At 70.5% G+C, this 17,921-nt stretch carries 16 protein-coding genes; 7 read left to right on the top strand and 9 right to left on the bottom strand.

Annotated elements, in window-relative coordinates; translation table 11 throughout:
* Positions 1-57 precede the first annotated feature (57 nt).
* The 4 genes from IEY81_RS18165 (at position 58) to IEY81_RS18150 (ending at position 6,517) form a co-directional block, all read left to right on the top strand.
* Positions 58-2,340, top strand: a complete 2,283-nt coding sequence (locus tag IEY81_RS18165) for an HAD-IB family hydrolase (protein WP_229787977.1) — start codon at positions 58-60, stop codon at positions 2,338-2,340.
* Between the two features lie 216 nt (positions 2,341-2,556).
* A complete protein-coding gene (locus IEY81_RS18160; RefSeq protein ID WP_189119905.1) occupies positions 2,557-3,747 on the top strand; it encodes a zinc-dependent alcohol dehydrogenase in 1,191 nt (396 codons plus the stop codon).
* Between the two features lie 24 nt (positions 3,748-3,771).
* Complete coding sequence (larAH, locus tag IEY81_RS18155) at positions 3,772-5,352, top strand: NPN-dependent hydroxyacid isomerase, LarAH14/15/16 family (protein WP_189119904.1); 1,581 nt, start codon at positions 3,772-3,774, stop codon at positions 5,350-5,352.
* A 232-nt stretch (positions 5,353-5,584) separates the two neighbouring features.
* Positions 5,585-6,517 carry a lysophospholipid acyltransferase family protein gene (locus IEY81_RS18150; RefSeq protein WP_229787976.1) on the top strand — a complete coding sequence of 311 codons (933 nt, stop codon included), beginning with the start codon at positions 5,585-5,587 and terminating at the stop codon, positions 6,515-6,517.
* Here IEY81_RS18150 and IEY81_RS18145 read toward each other — a convergent pair.
* Positions 6,498-6,932, bottom strand: coding sequence for a hypothetical protein (locus IEY81_RS18145; RefSeq protein WP_189119902.1), 435 nt, complete (start codon positions 6,930-6,932; stop codon positions 6,498-6,500). The two genes, IEY81_RS18150 and IEY81_RS18145, sit on opposite strands and share 20 nt — an antisense overlap.
* Before the next feature lie 150 nt (positions 6,933-7,082).
* Here IEY81_RS18145 and IEY81_RS18140 point away from each other — a divergent pair, with 150 nt between their 5' ends.
* Positions 7,083-7,463, top strand: coding sequence for a hypothetical protein (locus IEY81_RS18140; RefSeq protein WP_189119901.1), 381 nt, complete (start codon positions 7,083-7,085; stop codon positions 7,461-7,463).
* A gap of 8 nt (positions 7,464-7,471) precedes the next feature.
* Positions 7,472-8,344 (top strand): serine/threonine-protein kinase, encoded by an 873-nt coding sequence (locus tag IEY81_RS18135; protein WP_189119900.1) that lies wholly within the window; start codon positions 7,472-7,474, stop codon positions 8,342-8,344.
* Positions 8,345-8,390: 46 nt separating this feature from the next.
* Here IEY81_RS18135 and IEY81_RS18130 read toward each other — a convergent pair whose 3' ends face one another.
* Genes IEY81_RS18130 through IEY81_RS18120 form a run of 3 tightly spaced genes read right to left on the bottom strand, consistent with a single transcriptional unit; the run spans position 8,391 to position 10,781 of the window.
* Positions 8,391-9,056: a response regulator transcription factor gene (locus tag IEY81_RS18130; RefSeq protein ID WP_189119899.1), complete on the bottom strand. Its 666-nt coding sequence runs from the start codon at positions 9,054-9,056 to the stop codon at positions 8,391-8,393.
* The gene (locus IEY81_RS18125) at positions 9,041-10,510 is read right to left on the bottom strand and encodes a sensor histidine kinase (protein WP_229787975.1); all 1,470 of its coding nucleotides are present in this window, start codon (positions 10,508-10,510) and stop codon (positions 9,041-9,043) included. The genes IEY81_RS18130 and IEY81_RS18125 overlap by 16 nt, the downstream gene beginning before the upstream one ends.
* Positions 10,497-10,781, bottom strand: coding sequence for a hypothetical protein (locus IEY81_RS18120; protein ID WP_189119897.1), 285 nt, complete (start codon positions 10,779-10,781; stop codon positions 10,497-10,499). Before IEY81_RS18120 ends, IEY81_RS18125 begins: the two co-directional genes overlap by 14 nt.
* Before the next feature lie 117 nt (positions 10,782-10,898).
* On the opposite strand from IEY81_RS18120, the gene IEY81_RS18115 reads away from it, so the two are divergent.
* Positions 10,899-12,437 (top strand): AMP-binding protein, encoded by a 1,539-nt coding sequence (locus IEY81_RS18115; RefSeq protein ID WP_189119896.1) that lies wholly within the window; start codon positions 10,899-10,901, stop codon positions 12,435-12,437.
* A gap of 72 nt (positions 12,438-12,509) precedes the next feature.
* On the opposite strand, the gene IEY81_RS18110 is transcribed toward IEY81_RS18115, so the two are convergent.
* The 5 genes from IEY81_RS18110 to IEY81_RS18090 form a co-directional block, all read right to left on the bottom strand.
* A complete protein-coding gene (locus IEY81_RS18110) occupies positions 12,510-14,207 on the bottom strand; it encodes a phytoene desaturase family protein (protein ID WP_189119895.1) in 1,698 nt (565 codons plus the stop codon).
* Positions 14,208-14,302: 95 nt separating this feature from the next.
* On the bottom strand, positions 14,303-14,965 hold the full coding sequence (locus tag IEY81_RS18105; protein WP_189119894.1) for a TetR/AcrR family transcriptional regulator: 663 nt from the start codon (positions 14,963-14,965) through the stop codon (positions 14,303-14,305).
* 166 nt (positions 14,966-15,131) lie between these two features.
* On the bottom strand, positions 15,132-15,965 hold the full coding sequence (locus IEY81_RS18100; protein ID WP_189119893.1) for an ABC transporter permease: 834 nt from the start codon (positions 15,963-15,965) through the stop codon (positions 15,132-15,134).
* On the bottom strand, positions 15,962-16,921 hold the full coding sequence (locus IEY81_RS18095; protein ID WP_229787974.1) for an ABC transporter permease: 960 nt from the start codon (positions 16,919-16,921) through the stop codon (positions 15,962-15,964). The genes IEY81_RS18100 and IEY81_RS18095 overlap by 4 nt, the downstream gene beginning before the upstream one ends.
* Positions 16,914-17,921 (bottom strand): polyamine ABC transporter substrate-binding protein (locus IEY81_RS18090; protein WP_229787973.1); only part of this gene is annotated, 1,008 nt, incomplete at its 5' end. The genes IEY81_RS18090 and IEY81_RS18095, both read right to left, overlap by 8 nt.

Below are 17,921 nucleotides of genomic sequence, written 5' to 3'. Positions count from 1 at the left end.
GTGTCGATTTGAACAGAACCCCCGCGAGGTCTTGGGCGGATTGGCAGAATCGCGGGCGTGACCTCTGACATCAGAGAACGGCTCGCAAGGCAGCACGTGCTGCTCACCGGGGTGACCGGCTTCGTCGGCGAGGCGCTGCTGCACCTGCTGCTGACCGAGGTTCCCGGTGTACGCCTCAGCGTCCTCGTCCGGCCCAAGGGGTCGATCTCGGGAGCGGACCGGATCGCGAAACTGCTGGCCAAGCCGATCTTCGAGACGGTTGCCGACGCGCAGGTCGGCGTGGTCGAGGGTGACCTGTCCGACCCGCCGCCGCTCCCCGGCGACCTGGACGCGGTCGTGCACTCTGCGGGCGACGTCTCCTTCGACCCGCCGGTCGACGAGGGCTTCACGACCAACGTCGTCGGCGTGCGCGAGCTGCTCAGGCGGATCGAGGAGACCGGACGCGACATCCACTATCTGCACGTCTCGACGGCCTACGTCTCCGGCCGCCGCCGCGGCCACATCCCGGAGGGGCCGGTCGAGCACGCGGTCGACGTGGACACCGAGCTCGCCTGGGGACTCGCCCAGCGTGCCGCCGCCGAGGAGCGCTCGCGCAGCGTCGAGGTGATCTCGAGGCTGCGCAAGCAGGCAGAGCGCGAGCACGGCCGGGCCGGGTTGATCACCGCGGCTGCAGCCACCGAGGAGGCGCGGAAGAAGTGGGTGAAGGACGAGCTCGTCCGCCTCGGCGCCGAGCGGGCGCGGTCGCTGGGCTGGACCGACTGCTACACCTTCACCAAGGCGCTGGGGGAGCGGGTGGTGGAGGCCTACGCCGCCACGGGCCACCGCGCCACGATCTACCGCCCGGCGATCATCGAGTCGGCGATCTCCCGCCCCCATCCGGGCTGGATCGAGGGCTTCAAGATGGCCGAGCCGCTGATCCTCGCCTACGGCCGCGGCGAGCTGCCGCTCTTCCCGGCGGCCGCCGACACCGCGATCGACATCGTCCCCGTCGACCACGTCGTCGCCTCGATCGTCGCCTGCCTCGCCCACCCGCCGGCCCACGGCGAGCCGGCCTACTTCCACCTCGCCTCCGGCGACCGCAACCCGGTCACGTTCGGGATGCTCTACGAGAACGTCCGGGCCTACTTCTCCAAGGAGCCGTTCGCGGCCGGCGACCGCGGCGCGGCCCGGCTGCCGGAGTGGACGTTCCCCGGCGGGGCGAGCGTCGAGCGGATGATGGCGACCGGCGAGAAGGTCCACAAGATCGCCGACACGCTGCTCGGCCTGGCGCCGCGCAGCGACCGCACCCGCAGCTGGGCCCGCGCCCTCGACCGCCAAGGGCGGCGGCTCAAGTTCCTGCGGCGCTACCTGGACCTCTACAAGGAGTACGCCCAGGCCGACCTGCGCTTCGTCGACGCCAACACGCTCGCGCTCTACCGCTCGCTATCGCCCGCCGACCAGGAGACCTTCGCCTTCGACACCGGCGTCATCGACTGGCACGACTACCTCTACGGCATCCACGTGCCGTCGGTGACCAAGCCGGTCCGCGAGCTCGACGAGCTGCGCAAGCTGCGGAAGAAGCCGGTTCCTGGGCGGCTGCCGCGGATCGCCGCGGGCTCGGAGGGCTCGACCGGGGCAGAGGCCGAGAAGAGCCGGGTCGCGGCCTTCTTCGACCTCGACGGCACCCTGATGTCCTCCAACGTCATCGAGACCTACCTCTGGCTCCGCCTCGGCGAGCTCTCCGGCACCAGGAAGGCAGCCGAGATCGCCCGGATGGCGGGCAAGGTGCCCGGCTATGTGTGGTCGGACCGTGCCGAGCGCAGCTCGCTGCTGCGTACGGTCTACAAGGAGTACGCCGGCGCGCGCCTGTCCGAGCTCGACGCGATCGTCGACGAGCACCTGACCGCCCACATCCTCGGACGGCTGGCGCCGGACGCGGTGCGGCGGATCCGCGAGCACCGCGCCGCCGGGCACGTGACGGTGCTGGTCACCGGCGCGATCCGGCCGCTGACCCGGCCGCTGCTGCCGCTCTTCGACCACATCGAGGCGGCCGATCTCGCCGTCGACGACCGCGGCTTCTGCACCGGCCACCTGGCCTCCTCGCCGCTCGTGGGGGAGTCCCGTGGTGCGTTCGTGCGGGAGTGGTCGCGCCGCGAAAGCATCTCGCCGGCCGACTGCTTCGCCTACGCCGACTCCCACTCCGACCTCCCGCTGCTCGCCGCGGTCGGCCACCCCGTCGCGGTCCGCCCCGACGTACCTCTCTTCCGGCACGCCAAGCGGTCCCACTGGCCCATCGCCGACTGGGGCTCGCCGGCCCACACGACCCGCACCCTCGACCCCGTCGGACGGAGCGCCCGATGACCCCACCCCGCCGAGCCGGCGCATCTGCCCCACGTACGGACGCCGAGTCGGCGCGTCTGCCCCACGTAGAGACGCCGAGTCGGCGCATCTGCCCCAGACCGGTCCGACCACTCGGGGCAGATGCGCCGACTCGACGCTCTGAGCTGAGGCAGTTGCGCCGACTCGGCGATGGATTCTGGGGCAGTTGCGCCGAGTCGGCGAAGGTGGGGTGCTGACGTGCTGGCGCTGGAGATGTATCGCAGCGTCGCGAAGACGGCGCTGGGGAAGGTGGCCGGTGGGCGGCTGCCGATGCTGCTGACCGGGGCGGCGGCGCCGTTGCGGATGGTGACGCTGGACCCGCCGAAGGTCGAGCACGGGGGGTGGGCGCGGCTGCGGGTCTCGCTGTCGGGGATCTGCGGGTCCGACCTGGGGATGCTGTCGGGACGCACCAGCCTCTACTTCCAGCCGCTGGTGAGCCTGCCGTTCGTCCCCGGCCACGAGATCGTCGGCGAGCTGGTCGACCCGTGCGGCGACCTGGCGGCAGGTACGCGGGTGGTCGTCGACCCCGTGCTGACCTGCGCAGCGCGCGGGCTGGAGGCGTGTGAGGCGTGTGCGCGGGGAGAGACCAACCGGTGCTCGCGGATCACCGTGGGCGACATCTCCGCGGGGCTGCAGACCGGCTTCTGCCACGACACCGGTGGCGGCTGGTCGCAGCAGCTCTCGGTGCACCGCTCCCAGCTCCACGTCGTGCCCGAGGGCTACTCCGACGAGCAGGCGCTGCTCGTCGAGCCGGTCGCCTGCGCCGTGCACACCGCCCGCCGGGCTGCGGTCGAGCCCGGCGATCGCGTGCTCGTCTCCGGCGCCGGAGCCGTCGGCCTGCTCGCCACGCTCGCCCTGCGCGAGCTCACCGACGCCGGCGAGATCGTGGTCGTCGCCAAGCACGCCCACCAGCGCGAGCTGGCGCTCGAGTTCGGCGCCACGGAAGTCGTCGCGCCGAGCGAGACGCTGCGCCGGATCCGCCGCGCGACCAGCGCCTTCATGCTCGAGCCCGAGATGATGGCCTCGCCCTATCTCCTCGGCGGCGTGGACGTCGCGCTCGACGCCGTCGGCTCGAAGGAGTCGCTGCAGACCTGCCTGCACGCCACCCGCGCAGGTGGTCGCGTGGTGCTCTCCGGGATGCCCGCCTCCGCCGATCTCTCCGCGGCCTGGTTCCGCGAGCTCGAGGTGGTGGGGACGTACGCCTCCTCCCGGGGGTCGGGCGACTTCGCCACCGCGCTCGACCTCGTCGGCCACGACGGGATGTGCCGTCTCGCCAAGACCGTCGCGCCCTACCCGCTCCACCGCTGGCGCGAGGCCCTCGACCATGCCCAATCAGCCGGCCGGCTCGGCACCGTGAAGGTGGCCTTCGACCCCCGCCGGACGAACTGAAGCCCTTCCAGAAGGAGTGACACGATGACACGGCCAGGCTTTGTGCTCGAGGTCGATGACCGTACGCCGCCCCTGCTCGTCCACGAGGGGCTCGGGTTCCGTCTGGAGGAGTTCCCGCAGGGCACCCGGGTGGTCTACCCGCCCGAGTCGCTGCCGACGGTGCCCGACGTCGACGAGGCGATCCGGGAGGCGCTCGACAACCCGGTCGACGCCGAGCCGCTGCGCGAGCTGATGTTCCCGGGGATGCGGCTGACGATCGCCTTCGACGACCTCTCCCTGCCGCTGCCGACCATGAAGGCGCCCGACATCCGCGGCCGAATCATCGAGCAGGTGCTCACCATCGCGGCCGAGAAGGGCGTCGACGACGTCGAGATCATCGCCGCGCTCGCACTGCACCGCCGGATGACCGACGCCGAGATGAAGCACATCGTGGGGGAGCGGGTCTTCCGCTCCTTCGCACCGCAGGGGCTGCTCTACAACCACGACGCCGAGGACCGCTCCAACCTCGAGCACATGGGGATGACCGACAAGGGCGAGGACGTCGAGATCAACAAGCGGGCGGCCACCTCCGACCTGCTCGTCTACGTCAACGTCAACCTGGTCGCGATGGACGGTGGCCACAAGTCCGTCGGCATCGGGCTGGCCTCCTACAAGTCGATCAAGCACCACCACAACGCCAAGACGATGGTCCACTCGCGCTCGTTCATGGACCACAAGCATTCCGAGATGCACTCCTCGGCCTGGCGGATGGGCCGCCTGATCGGCGAGCACGTCAAGGTCTTCCAGATCGAGACGACGCTCGACAACGAGGTCTTCGGGAAGCCGTACGACACGCTGCTCAAGCGCGAGTGGGAGTGGTCGCTGCGCGACCAGGCGACCGTGCTCGGCCTGCGTCGGGGGCTGGCGGTCGCGCCGCAGAAGCTGCGCCACAAGATGTTCCACGACCTGCGCTCCAACTACGGCCTGACCGGCATCACCGCGGGTGCTGTCGAGCCGGTCCACGAGCTGACCGTGCAGCGCGTCCACCAGCAGCAACGGGTCAAGGTCGAGGGCCAGTCGGACGTGATGGTGATGGGCGTGCCCTACCTGGGCCCCTACAACGTCAACTCGACCATGAACCCGATCCTGGCCGCCTGCATGGGCCTGGGCTACTACTTCAACTCCTACCTGCGCCAGCCGGTCGTGCGCGAGGGCGGCGTCGCGATCCTCTATCACCCGCTCGACGAGGGCTTCAACACCCTCACCCATCCCTCCTACGTCGACTTCTACGAGGAGGTGCTGGCCGACACGACCGACCCGGCCCTGATCGGGCCGAAGTTCGAGGAGCAGTTCGCCACCGATCCCTGGTACGTCCACCTCTACCGCACCTCGAACGCCTACCACGGCGTCCACCCCTTCTACATGTGGTACTGGATCGCGCACGCCCTCGATCACCTCGGCGACGTCATCTGGGTCGGCGGCAACCCGAAGGCCGCGGCGCGGATGGGGTTCCGCTCGGCCACCACTCTGCGCGACGCGCTGGAGATGGCCTCGTCCACCGTCGGACCGTCGCCGTCGATCACCTACCTGCGCAACCCTCCGCACCTGCTGGCGGACGTCCGATGAGCGCCGTCGTCGGTCGAGCCGGGGGTGCTGTCGTCGGTCGAGCCGCGAGCGCCAGCGAGCGTGTCGAGACCAACACGGTCGATTCGAGCGCCGAGAGGACCGTGTTGGTCTCGACACGGATCCGTTCGTTCCTCACGAATCCGGCTCGACCAGCGGGGGCGGTTCGCGTGGTCGGTCCGGCACATGGGAGGTCTCGACAAGCTCGACCACCGGTGCACGGGAGGTGCGCAGAGTGAGCAGCTTCTGGAAGGACACCGTCCGCGACGTACGCCTGTTCAAGCGGGGCTGGCGGTGGGGGCGCCGAGCGCAGGTGCCGCGGTCGGCGGAGCCGTTCGTACCTCCGGCGACGACGACGGTCTTCGACAACGAGTGGTCGCGCAGGCCACCCGCGCGGGCGGTCCGAGAGGTCGCGCAGGCCGGGCTGGAGGCGGTCTTCCGCTCGCAGGTGAAGACCCAGGTCGAGGGGCTCGACGTGCTCGACAAGCTCGACGGTCCGGTGATCTTCGTGGCCAACCACGCCTCCCACCTGGACACCCCGCTGATCCTGCTGAGCCTGCCGGACCAGTGGCGGCGGCGTACGGCTGTGGCGGCCGCAGCCGACTACTTCTTCGACACCTGGTGGCGCGCGGTCGGCTCCTCGCTGGTCTTCAACACGCTGCCGATCGACCGCCGCGGCGGAGCGCTCGCGAACGCGCCGGGCGATGTGCTGGCCGAGGGTTGGTCGCTGGTCGTCTTCCCCGAGGGCACCCGCTCCAAGGACGGTACCGTCGGCCGGTTCCGCTCCGGCGCGGCCTACCTGGCGATCGAGTACGGCGTCCCCGTCGTCCCGATCGCCCACCGCGGCACCTACGCCGCGATGCCGCGCGGGGTGAGCTGGCCCGGCAAGGACCGGTCCGGTGGCCGCCGCCAGCTGACCGTACGTTTCGGCGAGCCGCTCCGTCCGGCAGAGGGTGAGTCGATGCGCGAGTTCGCGCCCAGGATCCGGGCCGCCGTGGCCAGGCTGCTCGACGAGGACGCGACCGACTGGTACGCCTCGATGCGCCGGGCCGCGGAGGCGCGGACGCCCGACCCGGCCGGTGAGGAGATCGCCGAGTGGCGCAAGGTCTGGGCCGCCACCGAGTCGCCCGACACCGAGCCGGACAGACTCAGGGCGTGGCGCAGCTGACCTCGGTCACGTGCCACTCCTCGTCCTTGCCCTCACCGGATCGCTTCACCACCAGCGTGAACACGGACCGGCCGCCGTCGGGGGTCAGCTCGACGGTGGCACCGGTCTCGGTGAGCTCGGTCGAGCTGATGCGTACCTTCTCCAGATGACCGCGGGCGTCGGCCGTCTCCTCGGCGGGCGCGGTCTGGACGGAGGGGCAGGCCTGCTCCCACTGGTCCACCAGCTCCGGCTCGGCCTCGACCTTCGTCCAGCTGGTCGTCTTCACGAACCCGCCGGCGGCCTTCTCCGCCGACTCGACGGCGTGCTCGCGGAAGCGTGAACGGGAGTAACCGTATCCCGCGACCGAGATCAGCACACCGATCAGCAGGAGCACACCGACCTTGAGCGCGATCTCGCGCCATTCCCTGCTCTGCACGGGGACGTTCCTACCACCACCGGCCCCAGGGCCCGAACCGGCTCGCTCATGAGAGAGCTCTCATGGTCGTCTCACGATCACCTCACCGGCGGGCGGGATGGTTCTTGCACGGCCCCGGGAACGCCCGGGGCAGAAGCGAGAGGACGAATGATGAAGAAGCTTCCGATGCTGCTGGGGACCGGCCTGGTCGGTGTGCTCGCCGCGGGCGTGCTCACCTACCAGAGCGCTGCCGCTGTCGACGACGACGGCTACGCCAAGCGCGAGGAGAAGTCGAGCACGCTGGTGACCACCGTCGACGACGTGGACGATGACGACGCCGACGACGCTGCCGATGTCACGCGCGACGACGCCACCGCCGATACCGCCACCAACGGCACCGGCGTCTCCCGGGCGACCAAGGACAACACGCGCGACAACACGCGCGACAACACGCGCGACAACACGCGCGACAACACCAAGAACACCCGGGACAACACGCGGGACAGCACCAAGAACACCCGCGACAACACGCGCGACGACACCAGGGGCTGAACAGAGCGATGACCGACACCTGGGGCCTGGTCCAGGGTGACGCGATCACCCCCGAGCTGACCGCGATGCGGCTGCTCGGGGGCGGGTCGTCGTACGAGGCGTTCCTGGCCTTCGACGAGATCACCTACGGCCCGGTCGTGGCCAAGGTGCTGCGACCGCACCTGGTCGAGAGCGAGACCAGCCGCAACGCGCTGCGCCGGGAGACCGACGCGCTGACGCGGCTGCGTCACCCGGTCCTCGTTCGCGGGCTGCGCGAGGACCTCGACGCCGAGCGGCCCTACGTGGTGATGGAGCACGTCGAGGGCCCGCGGCTCTCCACGCTGATCCGCCGGCACGGGCGCCTCCCGGAGCAGCAGTACCTGCCGCTCGCGCTCGACCTCGCCTCGGCGCTGCACTACCTGCGGCGCTCGGGCTGGGTCCACCTCGACATCAAGCCGAGCAACCTGATCATGGGCTCCCCGGCCCGCCTGATCGACCTCTCCGTCGCCCGGTCGGTCGCTGCGGCGGCCGCACTGCGCCACGAGATCGGCACCGACGCGTACATGTCGCCGGAGCAGTGCCTGCCCGGCGATCGCGGCGAGGTCGGCCCCGCCAGCGACGTGTGGGCACTGGGCGCGACCCTCTTCCACGCCGTCGCCGGCGAGCGGCCGTTCCCGCACGGAGACCCGGCCGCCGCCGACCGCACCGAGCGCTACCCACAGCTGGTCGAGCGGGCAGCGGCACTCCCCAGACGTACCCCGCCCGAGGTCACGAAGATCATCGACGCCTGCCTGGCCCCGGCCCCGGACGACCGCCCGACCCCGGCCGAGGTGGCCGAGACCGTCTCCCCAGCCGTGGACCGCCTCCCCAGAGCCTCCCTCGGCGGCCTCCGGATCCACTGATACCGGGGTACGACGGGGAGTTCTGTCGAACTCCCCGTCGTACCCCTCAGGGCTGAAAGCGATAGCCCATCCCGCGGACGGTCTCCACCCGGGCCGAGCCCAGCTTCTTCCGCAGGTAGCCGACGTAGACGTCCACGACGTTGGAGCCGGGGTCGAAGTCCATGTCCCAGGCCAGGTCGAGCAGCTGCGCGCGGGAGAGCACCTGCCCGGGGTTGCGCAGCAGCACCTCGGCCAGCGCGAACTCCCGCGCGGAGAGGTCGGTCTCGCGGCCGTCGACCCGCAGCCGCCGCGTACGCAGATCGAGGGCCACCGAGCCCGAGCGCAGCTCGCCCACCTCGGCGTCGGTGCGGTCCTGCTGCCGCAGGCGTACGTTGATCCGGGCTCGCAGCTCGGCGAAGCGGAACGGCTTGGCGAGGTAGTCGTCGGCGCCGCCCTCGAGCGCGGAGACGGTGTCGTGGACCGAGTCGCGCGCGGTCAGCACGACCACCGGCATCCGCGAGCCCTGCGCGCGGAGCTGGTCGAGCACCTCGAAGCCGTCGATCGTCGGCAAGCCGATGTCGAGCACCATCAGGTCGAACGCACCGCTGAGCGCTTCCTCCAGCCCCTGCAGCCCGTCGCCGACGGTGCTGACCTGGTGGCCGTCGGCGCTCAGGCCCTTGGCGAGGAAGGCCGCGATGCGGTCCTCGTCCTCGACGATCAGGATGCGGGCCATGCCTCTCCTCCGTGACGTGCGGGCAGGGTGATCGTGAAGCATGCGCCGGTCGGCTGCGCGTCCTCGACCCCGACGGTGCCGCCGTGGGCGCCGGCGATGGCCGAGACGATGGCCAGGCCGAGGCCGAGCCCCGGGCGGTCGCCCGACCCGGTCTCGCTGCCGCGGGCGAACCGCTCGAAGATGCGGCCGCGCTCCTCGACGGGTACGCCGGCGCCGGTGTCGCGCACCCACAGCCGCAGCATGCCGTCGACGATCGCCGAGCCGACCGCGATCCGGTCGCCGGGCGCGGTGTGGCCGGCGGCGTTGTCGCACAGCTGCAGCATCGCCTGGGTCACCCGCTGCGGGTCCAGGCGCCAGGTGGCGTGGACGGCCTCGTCGAGGTGCCAGTCGCGGTCACCGAGCGCGCTCGCCTTGGCCACGATGTCCTCGGTGAGCATGTCGACGTCGACCTCCTCCAGGGTGAGGAAGTCGGGGCGGTCGTGCTTGGCCAGCAGGATCAGGTCGCCGACCAGCCGGCTCATCCGGTCGACCTCGTCGAGCGCCAGGCGCCGGGTCTGCTCGACCTCGGCCGGGTCGGACTCGTCGAGGAGCTCGAGGTGACCGCCGATGATCGTCAGCGGCGTACGCAGCTCGTGGCCGGCGTCGTCGAGGAACTGCCGCTGGTCGGAGAAGGCCTGCTCCAGCCGGGCCAGCATGTCGTTGAAGTTCCTGGTCAGCGCGGAGATGTCGTCGTTGCCCGACTCCGGCAGCCGGGCGGAGAGGTCGCTGGCGCTGACCGCGCCGGTGGCCTGCCGCAGCCGGGTCAGCGGTGCCAGCAGCCGCCCCGACTGCCAGGCCGCGACCAGGGTGACGAGCAGCGCGAGGAGGACCGCCACGATCGTGTAGGTGCGCATGGTGCTGCGCAGCTCGGCCCGGTCCTCCTCCAGGTAGGAGACGACGAGCAGGGCACCCTCGGTGGTGCCGCGATCGGTGTCCTGCCGCACGGGCTGGCTGGTGATGCGTACCTCGCCGTCGGCGGTGTCGAGGTAGGTGGTCCCACCCTCGGCGACCACGTCGGCGACGGCTCGGCTGAACCGTTGCGTGCCGACCAGCGGGTCCTCGGGGAAGTGCGCCCGCGGCCGCCCGTCGACCCAGGCGACGAGGAGCTCGTCGTCGTCGGGGACGTTGCGGCGCAGGAACGTCAGCAGCAGGGTCTCCACGTCGTACGGCGCCCGGGTCTCCGGGTTCACGCCCTCGTCGCGCAGCCGGGAGAACTCGTCGAGCTCCTGCTCCATCTCCCGGATGGTCGCGGCATCGACCCGGCTGAGCTCGACGGCGTAGACGATGAGACCCGCGCCCGCCAGGGCGAGGGTGACCAGCAGCGCGACCGAGGCCGTGATCCGGGCACGCACGGACAGCCCCCGCCGCAGCGGGGGCTTCGTGGTCACCGGAGGCTCGGGGTCAGTCGTTGTCATCGAGGTCGTCGTGGTCGTCATCGTCGCCGTCGTCATCATCATCGTCGACGGGATCGGGAGTGACGACCGGGACACCCGAGGGATCCGTGCTCGTCGAGGATCCCGGGCTCGAGGACGGTGGCGCGGACGGCGAACCGCTCTGCGAGGGCAGCACGACCGGCTCCCGGGGCGGCGGGTCGTTCTCCGACGCGCCGGCGAAGGAGTCGGCCAGATAGATGCCGACGACCACCAGGACGGCGAGCGGGACGAGGAGCTTCAGGATGCGGGTCATGACGCTTCGATGATGCCCGATCGGCAGGCGGGTGCGGGGGTTCATGAGAGACCTCTCATCGATGCCGCGCACATGGCTACAGTGATGCTGGTCACGACATGCAACTGGAGGTAGCCCGTGTTCGTTCCGTTCAGCGTCAACGACTTCATCGACCGTGCCGCATCCGTCTACGGCGATCGGGTGGGCGTCGTCGACGAGCCCGACCAGCCGGCCGCCTCCCTCGGGGAGGTGACGTACGCCGAGATGAAGTCGCTCGCCAAGCGGATGGCGGCGAAGCTCGACGAGCTCGGCGTCGGCGTGGGGGAGCGGGTCGCGATCGTCTCCCACAACTCCGCGCGGCTGCTGACCGCGTTCTACGGCGTCTCCGGCTACGGGCGCATCCTGGTCCCGGTCAACTTCCGGCTCCGGCCCGACGAGGTCTCCTACATCGTCGAGCAGTCCGGCGCCTCGGTGCTGTGGGTCGACCCCGAGGTCGACGAGGCGCTCGCCGAGGTGACCGCCAAGCACCGCTTCGTGCTCGGTGACGACGCCAACCTCTACGCGGAGGGTGTCGAGCCGACGCCGTGGGAGCCCGACGAGAACGCGACCGCGACGATCAACTACACCTCCGGCACCACCGCGCGGCCCAAGGGTGTGCAGATCACCCACCGCAACATCTGGACCAACGCGATGACCTTCGGGCTCCACGCCGGTCTGACCGACCGGGACGTCTACCTGCACACGCTGCCGATGTTCCACGCCAACGGCTGGGGCATGCCGTTCGCCGCGACCGGTCTCGGCATCCAGCACATCGTGCTGCGCAAGGTCGACGGGATGGAGATCCTGCGCCGCGTACGCGACCACGGAGTCACCTACATGTGTGCCGCTCCCGCGGTGGCGGCCGCCGTGCTCGACGCGCTGCCGCAGTGGCAGGAGACCGAGGGCGAGGTTCCCGGGCGGGACAAGGTGCGGATCATCATGGCCGGCGCCCCGCCGCCGACGAAGACCGTCGTCCGGGTCCAGGAGGAGCTCGGCTGGGAGTTCATCCAGATCTACGGCCTCACCGAGACCTCCCCGCTGCTGACCATCAACCGCACCCGTGCGGAGTGGGACGACCTCGACCCGATGGAGCGCGCCGCGAAGCTCACCCGGGCCGGTGCGCCCGCGATCGGGGTGAGCCTCGACGTCTCGCCCAACAACGAGGTGCTGGCCCGCTCCAACGTGGTGCTCGAGGGCTACTGGGAGAAGCCCGAGGAGACCGAGAAGGCGCTCGCCGAGGGCTGGTTCCACACCGGCGACGGCGGCAGCCTCGGCGACGACGGCTACCTCACCATCTCCGACCGCATCAAGGACGTCATCATCACCGGCGGCGAGAACGTCGCGAGCGCCGAGGTCGAGGACGTCCTCTTCCTCCACCCCGCCGTAGCCGAGGTCGCCGTCATCGGCATCCCCAGCGAGAAGTGGGGCGAGACCATCCTCGCCCTCGTCGTGCTCGCCGAGGGCGCGACCGCGACCGAGGCCGAGCTGATCGCCTGGTGCAAGGAGCGCGCGGCGGGCTACAAGGCGCCCACCGTCGTCGAGTTCCGCGAGACCCTCGCCCGCACCGCCACCGGCAAGCTGCAGAAGTTCAAGCTCCGCGAGCCCTACTGGGGCGACCGCGTGCGCAAGGTCAACTGACCCCCCTCGCCGACTCGGCGCATCTGCCCCAGCAGGCAACGCCGAGTCGGCGCATCTGCCCCGAGATGTCGCTCAGGCGGTCGCCTTCGGGCGACGCCGGGCGGCGCGACGGATCACCGAGCCCGGCTTCGAGGCGAGGAGCGGGTCGAAGCCGTCGGTGATCGGGGTCAGGTCGGCCTCGTCGACGAAGACCGCGCCGTCGCGTACCTCGGCGACGAGGTCGCGACCGAGCACGGCGCCCGCGGTGCCCATGCCGCCCCAGATCGTGGCGTTGATGCCGAACATGTGCTCGGTGCTGCCGCCGGCGAGGAACAGGCCGGGGATGTGGGTGGTGACCCGCGGCCGGAAGGGGCCGAGGTTCTTGATGAGCGGCGCGATGCCGTAGCAGGAGCCGTCGCTGGTCATCGTGAAGCGCTCCTGGGTGATCGGCGTGGAGGCCTCGCAGAACACCATCCGCTCGCGGATGTCCGGGATCATCAGCTCGGCGGTGTCGAGCACCCGCTGGGTGAGCTGCTCCTTGAGCTCGAGGTAGCGCTCGTCACGGCCGTACGCGGCACCCTCGGTGGGGTCCCCCGAGACGTTCCAGAACTCGTGACCCTTCGGTGCCCAGCTGACCAGCTCGAGCGTGGAGTACCCCGGCGGCGCCGAGTGCGTACCTTCTGGGTCCTTGGCGGTGGGGCAGCTGATCCCGACGGGCATCTGCTCGGGCGCGCGGCCCGCCTCGACCTCGCGGTAGTAGCCGTCGACGTCGTTGGTGGGCCACACCCACGCCAGCGGCGGCGTGCCGCGCTCGCGCAGGTCTACGTCGAGGGCGACGTAGACCGCGAACATCGGCAGCGTCATCTCGAGGTCCCGGAGCCGGCGGCGCAGGCGCCGGGTCAGGTGCTCGTCGCCGACCAGGTCGGCCCAGGTCTTCTTGAAGTCGGCGGCGGAGACGACGGCCTCGGCACGGATCTCCTCACCGTCGGCCAGGCGTACGCCGACCGCTCGTCCGTCCTCGATGAGGATGCGCTCGACGCGGGCCTTGGTGCGCACCCGGCCACCGTGAGTGGTGATGACGTCGGTGAGGTGGGCGCCGATGACCTGCCCGCCGCCGCGCGGGTAGTAGGCGCCGGCCTGGAGGTAGTGGTGGAGGAAGCCGGCGTGCATCGCGGTGGGCGTGCGGTAGGGCGGCCAGGTGTAGTCGCCGTTCTCGGCGAGGATCACGGCCTGCGCGTCTGCGCTCAGGCCGCAGGCGTCCATCAGCTTCGTGATCGGCCGGATGCCCCAGCGCAGCAGATGATAGGGGCGCAGCCGCGGCCGCTCCCCGGCGGCGATGATCCGCATGATGCGTACGCAGCGGCGCAGCCCGGCCTCTTCGCCGGGGAAGGCCGCGACGAGCCGGTCGAGGTAGGTGTCCCAGCCGGTCGGCGTCTGGAAGGTGGTGCCGGGGATCATCACCTGGCAGTGGCCCTCGGGGCGCTGGCGCAGCCACTTGATCCGCTCGGTCAGCGCGAGGCCGGTCAGCGCGGTCTGCATCCGGCCGCCGGGGCCGCACTCGCCGACGTAGTGGGTGCCGACGTCGAACTCGAACTTGTTGCCCGCTCGCCGGAAGACCTGGGTGCTGCCGCCGACGACCTGGTTGGCCTCGAGCACCAGGACCCGCTTGCCGTTGGCGGCCAGGTAGGCGCCGCAGGTGAGGCCGCCCGGCCCGGCGCCCACCACCACGGCGTCCCAGGTTTCGTCGGCGGCCTCGTGGCCCTGAGTGGGGGGAGTCGCGGTCTGCGTCATCAACGGTCGCTTTCGGAGCAGTGATTTGGAGTCGGACTCCAGTTAACTCCCTCCGACCGGTCCCGCCAAGACCCGCTGCCGGAATCTGTCGCCCGTCAGGCAGGAGGCGGAGCCTGGATCAGACCCTCGAGCAGCACCAGGCCGGCTTCGATCACAGCCATCTCGACGCGCTCCGGCGCCACGGCCAGGGCGTCCCGGCGCAGCGCCAGCGCGGCTACGCCGTTCCAGGAGCCGAAGAGGAAGTAGGACAGCAGCTCCGGATCGACCTTCCGGATCGCGCCGGAGTCGACCGCCTCGCGGATGCTCTGCTCGAACTCGCCCCGCAGCTCGCTGAAGCGCTCGACGACCTGATCCTCCACCGCTGAGCGGGGGCCGCGCTCGCCGGTGACCGACAGGTACTTCACCACCGTCGGGTGCTCCAGCAGCAGCTTGAGGTAGGCGGACCCCACGCCTGCGAACCGCTCGAGCGGCGTCGTCTGCGCGGCGTACGCGGCCCGGAGGGTCTCGGTGGCCACGGTCAGCACTCGCTCGGTGACGGCTGCCATCAGCCCGTCCTTGGTGCCGAAGTGCACGTAGACCGAGGCCGGAGAGATCCCCGCCAGGGCGGCGACGTCCTCGATCCGGATCTCCTCGGGGGCGTGCTGCGAGAGCAGCTGCTCGGCGGCGTCGAGCAGCCGGGCGCGGGTGCGCTCGCGTCGACGGGACCCGCGGGCCGCGGCGTCACCGGCCGTGTCCTTCGGCTTTCGGGCGTCGTTCATCCGGTCAGCGTAGGGCTTGGGGCGTGGGGGTCTCGACAGGCTCGACCTCCGGTGTGGGGGTGGGGTCTCGACCGTCCCGACCTCCGGTGTGGGGGTGGGGTCTCGACCGTCTCGACCTCCGGTGTGGGGCTGGGGTCTCGACCGGTTCGACCACCGGGGGCAGCCATCAGGCGGCGGCCATCGTGTCGGTGACCGAGGCGCCAGAACGCTTCAGCACCCGCGCTACCACGCCGAGGGCGAGCAGCGTGACGACCAGCAGGAGGGTGGAGACGGCGGCGATCTCGGGCCGGAGACCGGAGCGCACCGCGGAGAAGACGTAGACGGGCCACGAGGTCGTGCCGGAGACGTTGATGAAGGACGAGATCACGGTGTTGTCCAGGCTCAGCGTGAACGCCAGCAGCCCGCCGGCCAGCACCGCGGGCGCGACCAGCGGCAGCGTCACCTTGAAGAAGGTCGCGACCGGGCGGGCGTAGAGGTCCGCCGAGGCCTCTTCCAGCGAGGAGTCCAGCCCGACCAGCCGGGCACGCACGATGTAGGTGACGACCGCGGTCGCGAAGAGCGAGTGACCGATGACGAGACGTACGTAGCCGTTGCTGAACGGCAGCAGCGACCAGTCCTGGCCGAGCGTCACGAACCAGGGGAGCAGCGCGATGCCGTCGACGATCTCCGGTGTCACCGAGACCAGCAGCAAAAGCACCGTGAACGGCCCCGTCCAGCGTCCGGGGAAGCGGGCCATCGCCATCCCCGCGAGGGTGCCGAGCGCGCTGGCCAGGACGGCCGCGACGACCGCGGTCTGCAGCGAGACGACCACGGCGTGGCGTACCGTCGGCCGGTCCACGATCGCGGTGAACGGCTCCAGGCTGAAGCCGCCCCAGGTGCTGAGCAGCCGGCCGCCGTTGAAGGAGTAGATGCCGATCACGAGGATCGGTGCGAACAGGAAGAGGAAGACCAGCGCCGTCCAGGCGCCGAGCGCGATGTTGGTGCCGGAGGGTCTGCTCATGCGGTCGCCACCTCCTTCGCCCGCACCCGTGTCTCCGGCGGCGGAGCGAGGCCGATGACGAGCCGACTACGGCGGTGGACGAGCCATCCCACGCCCCACAGCAGCGAGATGGCGAGCACGACGACGACCATGGTGAGCAGGATGAGCACCACCGCCATGGCGGAGCCGAGCGCCCAGTTCTGAGCGGTGAGGAACTGGCTGGCGATCAGCGAGCCGACCATCGTGCCCTTGGCGCCACCGAGGACGGCCGGGGTGACGTAGTCGCCCATCATCGGGATGAAGACCAGCACGATGCCGGCGATGATCCCTGGACGCGCGAGCGGCAGCGTGACCTGGAAGAACGTCCGCACCCGGCCGGCGCCGAGATCCTTCGACGCCTCACCGAGCGCGCCGTCGACGCGGTCGAACGCGACGTACAGCGGCAGGATCATCAGCGGCAGGTAGTTGTAGATCAGGCCCAGCAGCACCGCCCCGCGGGTGTTGAGCAGGGCGTGCGGGTCGGAGACGAGACCGACCTCGGTGAGGAAGCCGGCCAGGGCGCCCTCGGAGGAGAGGATCACCTTCCAGCCGATCGTCCGGATCAGGAACGAGGTCCAGTAGGGGACCATCACCAGCGCGACCAGCAGCCCGCGACGATGGGCGGGCACTTTCGATGCCATGAAGTACGCAGCGGGCAATGCGACCAGCAGGCAGGCGAGCGTGCCGATCAGGCTCATCCACAGTGTCGCCCGGAAGATGGTGAAGAAGGTCGAGCTGAACGCCTCCGCGTAGCGGTCGAACGACATCACCTCGTTGCTGTGGGTGCCGAACATGCCGGGCTTCTCGCCGAGGCTGAACCAGGCGACCTGCAGGAACGGCACCACGAAGAAGACCGTCAGCCACAGCCAGGCGGGGACCGCCAGGACCCATCCCGGCAGCCTCCTGGCGGCTCGCTCCCGCACTGGCCGCTCACGCACTGGCGGCCGCCTTCAGCTTGTCGTAGACCTCCGTACGCCGGTCCTGGGCCTCGTTGACGGCGCCGTTCTCCATCGTGGCGAGCTGCTCATCGGTGAAGAAGATCATCTCGGGCAGCTCGACCTTGCGCTTCCTGGCCATCTCCTCGATGCCGAGCGTGCCGGTGTGGTAGCCGATGTAGTCCATCTCCAGGAAGGAGTTCTCCGGCTCCAGCACGAAGTCGAGGAACGCGTGCGCGGCCTCGGGGTGGGGCGCGCCGGTCGGGATGCACCAGTTGTCCATCCACAGCTCGGTCCTCGGTCCGGGCAGGACCCACTTCCAGCGGTCGGGCTGCTTGTGCTCGAGGATGCCGAGCCGGGCGTCGCCGTTCCAGTTCTGCATCAGTGCGAAGGTGTTCTGCTGCATGGCGCCGGTGGACGGGTAGGAGTCGAAGCCGGCGATGTGGGGTGCCCAGCTCTCGACCGCCTCGGCCTCGAAGGCGTCGTAGTCGGCCATGTCCTCGGTGTTCCAGTCCATGTCGTTGGCCCAGAAGTAGAGGCCCGCGACGCCCTGCGGGTCGTCGAGGAGCGAGGTCTTGCCCGAGGCCTCCCTCTGCATGGCGTCGATGAAGTCGTTCCAGGTGGCCAGGTCGCGCTTGATGACGGTGGTGTCGTAGACGAAGCCGGTGGTGCCCCAGCACTTGCAGACCGAGAACTCGTTGTCCGGGTCCCAGTCCTGGCCGAGGAACTGCGGGTCGACCTTGGCCATGTTGGGGATCAGGTCCTTGTTGAACGGGACGATGATCTCGTTCTCGATCAGCTGAGGGATGTAGACGCCGGTCGGCACCACGATGTCGTAGCCGCTGGTGCCCTTGGCCGCGACCAGCTTCGAGATCAGCTCCTCGTTGGAGCCGTAGGAGTCCAGCGTCACCTTGGGGCCGGTCTTGGCGAAGGCGTCGATCACCTCGGGGGCGTCGTAGTCGCCCCAGGTGTAGATCGAGAGCGACTTCTCGACCGCACCGCC

It is taken from the genome of Nocardioides luteus (assembly GCF_014648595.1).
GTDB lineage: Bacteria > Actinomycetota > Actinomycetes > Propionibacteriales > Nocardioidaceae > Nocardioides > Nocardioides luteus.
Note: the sequence above shows the minus strand (reverse complement) of the source record. Positions and strands in the feature narration are given on the sequence as shown.